Below are 6,705 nucleotides of genomic sequence, written 5' to 3'. Positions count from 1 at the left end.
CCCGAGATCTTCTGCACCAGCGTCCGGACGTCATGATCGGCACGATGCGGCGCGAGGAACAGCAGGATGCTGTCGCCGATCAGGGCATGCTTGCCGAAGATCTGCACGAGCACGAGATGCACGAGCAGCATCCCCAGCAGCCCCATCATCGAATAGAACTGGGCGAAGGGTTTGGAGCTGTTGCGCAGGCGGAACTCGCGGATGACCAGCGCAGAGATCGATTTGATCTGCTGGCTGAGAGCCGTGAAGAAGTCATTGACGGGGCTGAACAAGACGGGCCTCTCGGGTCACGGCGGCAGGCGCTCGTCCAGGCCCCCGCCGGGGGATGGCAGCCTGTGTTGCAGGGTTGCCGCAGGTGGACTGCCCGGCCGGTGCCAATCGCACATGCGGGCCTTTGTAGTGCGTGCGCGGCCCTGAGGCAACGCAGAGGGGGAATCCGGGAGCGCCGGCCGCTTCGCCGGCGTCGTCGCACGGCCGTCACCGAAGCTTCGTGGACCTGTCATCTGGTCGTGCTTGCTGTGCTGACCGGTAGGCGGCGAAGGGAATCGCGCGTCGTCCGGAGGGGAGACGCAAGGGGCGATGAGCAAGAATCAGAAGCTTTCGGACGCCGTGCATGCGAGCCCGCTCGCCTCGCGCCGCGGGATGCTCGAACGCATGTTCACGATGGCCTTTTCCGGACTGGTCTATCCGCAGATCTGGGAAGACCCCGACGTCGACATGGCCGCGCTGGAGCTTGGCCCCGGCAAGCGTCTCGTCACGATCGCGTCCGGCGGCTGCAACGTGATGAACTATCTGGTGGCCTCGCCGAAGGAAATCATCGCCGTCGACCTCAACCCCGCCCATGTGGCGCTGCTTGAACTGAAGATCGCCGCCATCCGGCACCTGCCGAACCACGAGGCCTTCTTCCGCTTCTTCGGCCATGCCGACGAGCGGGAGAACACCGAACGCTACGACCGCTTCCTGCGCGACCGGCTCGACCCCGTGACGCGCGACTACTGGGAGGCGCGCCGCACCCTGCGCGGACGGCGCATCAACCTGTTCGCGCGCAACGTCTACAAGTTCGGTCTGCTCGGCCGCTTCATCGGCGCGGTTCATCTGATCTCGCGCGCCTACGGCAAGAACCCGCGGCGGATGCTGACGGCGAAAAGCCTCGAGGAGCAGCGCCGCGTGTTCGAGGAGACGCTGGCGCCGGTGTTCGACACCCGCCTCGTGCGCTGGCTCTGCCGCATGCCGGTCTCGCTCTACGGCCTCGGCATTCCGCCGGCCCAGTTCGCCTACCTCTCGTCCTCGGCCAACGGCGACATGGCCGGTCTCCTGCGCCGACGGCTGGAGCGGCTCGCCTGCGATTTCCCGATGGAAGACAACTACTTCGCCTGGCAGGCGTTTTCGCGCGGTTACGACCGGGATGTCCGCCGCGCCATTCCCGCCTATCTCCACCGCGACAACTACCAGCGCGTCCAGGACAACGCCGGCAGCGTGCGTGCGCTGCACGCCTCGATGACCGAGTATCTCGCCACCGAGGCCGAAGCCGGCCTCGACGGCTTCGTGCTTCTCGATGCGCAGGACTGGATGTCGGCCGCGCAGATGACCGACCTCTGGCGCGAGATCACGCGGACCGCCGCCCCCGGCGCCCGCGTCATCTTCCGCACCGCCGGCGAGGAAAGCCCGCTGCCCGAGGCCCTGCCGCCGGAGGTTCTCGGCCACTGGATCTACGAGGCCGAGGCCTCGCGCGCCTACACGGCGAAGGACCGGTCGTCGATCTACGGCGGCTTCCACCTCTACCGCCGGGCGGCCTGACGTGGGCGCGGCCGCCGGGGAGGGCGGGCGGGGACAGGTCCACGACCAGGCGCGGGCCATGGACCGGATGTACCGCCACACCCGCCACCTCTACGACCTGACGCGCCGGCCCTATCTGCTCGGCCGCGATGCCATGATCGCGCGGATGCCGGTTCCGGCCGGCGGCCTCGTCCTTGAAATGGCCTGCGGCACCGGGCGCAACCTGGTCGAGATCGCCCGGCGCCACCCGACCGCGCAGCTCTGCGGCTTCGACATCTCCGCCGAAATGCTGAAAACGGCGCGGGCCAACGTCGCCCGCGCCGGGCTCTCCGAGCGCATCCGCCTTGCCGAGGGCGACGCCACGGCCTTCGATCCGGTGGCCGCCTTCGGCGTTTCCGCCTTCGATGTCGTGTGTGTCTCCTATGCGCTGTCGATGATTCCCGACTGGCGGGCGGCGATCCGCGAGGGTCTGCGCCTGACCCGTCCCGAGGGCGGCTTCGCCTGCGCCGACTTCGGCGATGCCGCCGGGCTGGGCGCTCCGCTGCGGCGCGGCCTGCATGGTTGGCTGGGGCTGTTCCACGTCACGCCCCGCCATGACCTGGAAGCAGAGCTCACCGCGCTGCCGCCGGGACCGGCCGCGCGCTGACCTTCCTTCGCCCGTACAGACGCTATGCGCAGATCGGGCTTCTCGGACCCGCAGCCGTCTGACATCCTGACCGGGAGGCCAATCCGTTTCCGCCGCGCCAGACGGCGACGACCGCGTCGGCCGGCGGGCGGAACCGTCCGGTCGACACGAAATCGCGCCCGCCTCATTGTCCTGAGCATCATCACGAGGGCCGGACCCGATTCGATCCGGCTGGATCATGGGTCGGGCTTGCGGCAGGACAGGGCCGTGTTCGGGCCGCGCAAGACAGCCTCCGGCAGCCTTGCCCAGGGAGAAATGAGCAGACATGGCCGTTGAATCCGCCTCGCACGCCGCCGATGCCGCCGCGCATGCGGCCTTCGATCTCATGCCGGTGGTGGTGCTGCTGGGGGCGGCGGTGATTGCCGTGCCGCTGTTCAGGCGCCTCGGGCTCGGCTCGGTGCTCGGCTATCTCGCCGCCGGCCTCGCGATCGGTCCCTTCGGGCTTGCGCTCTTTTCCGACGCGCAGGCGATCCTGCATGTCGCCGAACTCGGCGTGGTGATGTTCCTGTTCATCATCGGACTGGAGATGCAGCCCTCCCGGCTGTGGGCGATGCGCGGCGAGATCTTCGGCCTCGGCCTCGGCCAGGTCGGCGTCTGCATCGGCCTCCTGACCTGCGTCGGCCTCGCCCTCGGCTATCCCCTCGCGCAGAGCTTCGTTGCCGGCACCGGATTCGTGCTGACCTCCACGGCCATCGTCATGCAGGTGCTGGAAGAGCGCCGCGCGATCAACCTGCCGAAGGGCCGGCGCATCGTCGCCATCCTGCTGCTGGAGGATCTGGCGATCGTGCCGCTGCTGGCGCTTGTGGTGTTCCTCGCGCCGGCCGGCCCGGCGGTGTCGACCGCAGACCGGCTGATCGGGGTGGCGATCGGTCTCGGCTCGATTGCCGGGCTGATCATTGCCGGCCGCTACCTGCTCGATCCGATGTTCCGCCTGCTCGGCAAGGCCCGGGCCCGCGAGGTGATGACCGCGGCGGCGCTGTTCGTGGTGCTGGGCGCGGCGCTTGCCATGCAGCTCGGCGGCCTGTCGATGGCGATGGGCGCGTTCCTCGCCGGCGTGCTCCTGTCCGAATCCACCTTCCGTCACCAGCTGGAGGCCGACGTCGAGCCGTTCCGCGGCATCCTGCTCGGCCTGTTCTTCCTCGGCGTCGGCATGGCGCTGGATCTCGCCGTGATCGCCGCCAACTGGCAGCTGATCGTCGTCGCCGTCATCGCCTACATGGTCCTGAAGACGATCGGCATCTACGCGGTCGCCCGGCTGTTCCGCGCGAGCAACCGCGAGGCGGTCGAGCGGGCGGTGCTGATGGCCCAGGGCGGCGAGTTCGCCTTCGTGCTGTATGCCGCGGCCACCGCCGTCGGCATCATCGACACCGAGGCCAACGCGATCCTGACGGCCACGATCATCCTTTCGATGGCGCTGACGCCGATCATGATCATCCTCCACGACCGCCTGATGCCGAAGGCCGTTCCCTCGATGGACGGGGTGGAAATGGCGGAGAATCTCTCGGCGAGCGTGCTGCTGATCGGTTTTGGCCGCGTCGGCCAGATCGCCAGCCAGCCGCTGCTCAGCCGCAGCTGTTCGATCACGATCATCGAGTCCGACACCGATGCGATTCGCAGCGCGAGCGACTTCGGCTTCAAGGTCCACTATGGCGACGGCTCGCGCCTCGACATCCTGCATGCCGCCGGAGCGGCGGAGGCGCGCGTCATCATCATCGCGGTGGATGACCGCGAGGCCGCCGTGAAGATTGCGGAACTCGCCAAGGCCGAATTCCCGCTGGTGCCGGTGGTGGCGCGCGCCTTCGACCGGGAACATGCGCTGAAACTCATCCAGGCCGGAGTCGACTGGCAGATCCGCGAGACCTTCGAATCATCGATGGCGCTCGGCGCGAAGGCGCTGGAGTTCCTGGAAGTGGACGAGGAGGAGCGCAACCTGGTGATGGAAGACATCCGCCGCCGCGACGCCGAGCGCGTGGCGATCGAGATCACCGGCGGCATCTTCGCCGGCCGCGACCTTCTCATCGGCAATGCCAATGTCGTGAAGAAGTGAGGCCACCGGCCGGCCGCGGTCCCACGCAGATCGCGGTCGCCCCTGTCCGGCAAGGAGAGGGCAGGCGGCGCGCGGATCTGCGGGAGAAACAGGCCGCGAGCATGCCAGGACGCAATCGGCGTCAGGCTTGGACATTCACAAAATGTGGAAGAATTGGCTCCCCGGGCAGGATTCGAACCTGCGACAACTCGATTAACAGTCGAGGGCTCTACCGCTGAGCTACCGAGGAATGCCGTGGGCGAGCGTATAGCGCACGCGGTATGGATTTGCCAAGCCCTCATCACCACTCTTTTCACAAGGGGCGGATCGCGGGGCCGATCAGGGGGTGGAACGATTGCCGGACCGCGGCATTCGTCGCCAGCCTGCGGGCCGGACAGCATCGCTCCGGCGAGGAAAGAGTAGACGTGACACGCAAGATTCGCATTGCCGGCCATCAGATGCCGGTGCCCCAGTCGCCGGCCCTGCGCTATGCGCTCGGCCTCGGGCTCGTCGCCGGCGGCACGCTCGGCTTCCTGCCGGTGCTCGGCTTCTGGATGGTCCCGCTCGGCCTGGCCGTTCTGTCGGTCGATTCCCCCTTCGTGCGGCGCCTGCGCCGCCGCGGCGAGGTGGCGATCCTGCGCCGCTGGCGCGGCGCCCGATCGGGGAAGACCGCGGACGAGGCCGCAGGCCCGGTCGGTCCTGAACAGCCCGGGATTTCGAAGGCCGCCCCGGCGGTCGCCGCGCTCGCAAGGGACGGCGAGACGTCGGATGGGCAGGGCGTGCCCCCGCATCGCTGAACATCCCGGTCCGCAAATCCGGAGCGTTGAACAATGCTCCGTTCGTGCGGGACGAACATCCGGCGCGCATGCCGCGCCCATGTCGCTTTTGCGACATGGGAGTCGCCCGCGTACAAACTGACCGTCGGCCCCCTCCAAGACGGCCTTGATGCGAGCGTGGACGCTGACGTCCGGTAATCGCGCGCTGCGCTGCGCTTTCGCCGGCTCTGGAAGAGGAGGTCCAGACGCCCGGCGCGGCACGCAAGCGGCCGGGCGCCATGCCCGAGCCGAAGGGAAGCCTGGCGTGACCGCGCAAAGCGGCCGCCTTCAGATCACAAAAAAACGGGGAACCTGACGATGAAATCCTTGCTCGCCTCCACCTGTCTCATCGGCGCGGCTCTTGCCTTCGCGCCCGCCGCCGTCGCCGCCGAATGCGGCAGCGTCACCATCGCCAGCATGAACTGGCAGAGCGCGGAGGTCCTCTCCGCCCTCGACAAGATCATCCTCGAGGAAGGCTACGGCTGCGAGGCCGAGGTCACCGTCGGCGACACCGTGCCGACCATCACCTCCATGGTCGAGAAGGGCCAGCCGGACATCGCGCCGGAAGGCTGGGTCGACCTGCTGCCGGAGGTCGTCAACCGCGGCGTCGAGGAGGGCAAGCTCGTCGTCACCGGCGATGCGCTGTCCGACGGCGGCGTGCAGGGCTGGTGGGTGCCGAAATACATCGTCGACGCCCATCCGGACATCAAGACGATCGACGACGTGCTGAAGCATCCCGAGCTGTTCCCCGATCCGGAAGATGCCTCCAAGGGCACCATCGTCAACGGCCCGCAGGGCTGGGGCGGCACGGTCGTCACCTCGCAGCTCTACAAGGCCTATGGCGCGGAAGCCGCCGGCTTCACCCTGCTCGACAGCGGCTCGTCCGCCGGCCTCGACGGCTCGATCGCCAAGGCCTTCGAGCGCAAGGAAGGCTGGGTCGGCTACTATTGGGCGCCGACCGCGCTGCTCGGCAAATACGAGATGGTCAAGCTGGAGCACGGCGTCCCGGCCGACCCGGCCGAGTGGAAGCGCTGCAACACCGTGGCCGACTGCGCCGACCCGAAGAAGAACGACTGGCCGAAGGACAAGGTCGCCACGATCGTCACCAAGTCGTTCGCCGACCGCGCCGGCCCGGAAGTGATGGACTATCTCTCCAAGCGCTCCTGGGGCAACGACACGGTCAACAAGCTGATGGCCTGGATGACCGACAACCAGGCGACTGGCGAGGCCGGTGCCAAGCACTTCCTCACCGAGAATGCCGACGTCTGGACCGCCTGGGTCTCGCCCGAGGCGGCCGAGAAGATCAAGGCCTCGCTCTGATCGGACCGAACGACGGGCGCGGGACCATGACGGTCCTGCGCCTTGCGCCGGATCCGGCCTGACGCTTTCATCAGGTCGATCCG

At 68.2% G+C, this 6,705-nt stretch carries 4 protein-coding genes, 1 tRNA gene and 2 pseudogenes; 5 read left to right on the top strand and 2 right to left on the bottom strand.

What is annotated here, in order from left to right; translation table 11 throughout:
• A pseudogene (locus A6302_RS08180) lies at positions 1–272 on the bottom strand (hypothetical protein); the annotation flags it as partial.
• A gap of 307 nt (positions 273–579) precedes the next feature.
• Here A6302_RS08180 and A6302_RS08175 point away from each other — a divergent pair.
• From A6302_RS08175 to A6302_RS08165, 3 genes are all read left to right on the top strand, one after another.
• Positions 580–1,797, top strand: coding sequence for a BtaA family protein (locus tag A6302_RS08175; RefSeq protein ID WP_069306621.1), 1,218 nt, complete (start codon positions 580–582; stop codon positions 1,795–1,797).
• A 1-nt stretch (position 1,798) separates the two neighbouring features.
• The gene (locus A6302_RS08170; protein ID WP_245293985.1) at positions 1,799–2,422 is read left to right on the top strand and encodes a class I SAM-dependent methyltransferase; all 624 of its coding nucleotides are present in this window, start codon (positions 1,799–1,801) and stop codon (positions 2,420–2,422) included.
• 304 nt (positions 2,423–2,726) lie between these two features.
• A complete protein-coding gene (locus tag A6302_RS08165; protein WP_069306620.1) occupies positions 2,727–4,508 on the top strand; it encodes a monovalent cation:proton antiporter-2 (CPA2) family protein in 1,782 nt (593 codons plus the stop codon).
• 154 nt (positions 4,509–4,662) lie between these two features.
• On the opposite strand, the gene A6302_RS08160 is transcribed toward A6302_RS08165, so the two are convergent.
• Positions 4,663–4,737 (bottom strand) — tRNA-Asn (locus tag A6302_RS08160).
• 208 nt (positions 4,738–4,945) lie between these two features.
• Between A6302_RS08160 and A6302_RS08155 the strand changes: the two are divergent.
• Together A6302_RS08155 and A6302_RS08150 are read left to right on the top strand one after the other, a co-directional pair.
• Positions 4,946–5,158, top strand: a pseudogene (locus tag A6302_RS08155) (hypothetical protein); the annotation flags it as partial.
• A gap of 462 nt (positions 5,159–5,620) precedes the next feature.
• Complete coding sequence (locus A6302_RS08150) at positions 5,621–6,622, top strand: ABC transporter substrate-binding protein (protein ID WP_069306619.1); 1,002 nt, start codon at positions 5,621–5,623, stop codon at positions 6,620–6,622.
• Positions 6,623–6,705: the final 83 nt, after the last annotated feature.

This window comes from Methylobrevis pamukkalensis (assembly GCF_001720135.1).
In the GTDB taxonomy this organism is placed as follows: domain Bacteria; phylum Pseudomonadota; class Alphaproteobacteria; order Rhizobiales; family Pleomorphomonadaceae; genus Methylobrevis; species Methylobrevis pamukkalensis.
Note: the sequence above shows the minus strand (reverse complement) of the source record. Positions and strands in the feature narration are given on the sequence as shown.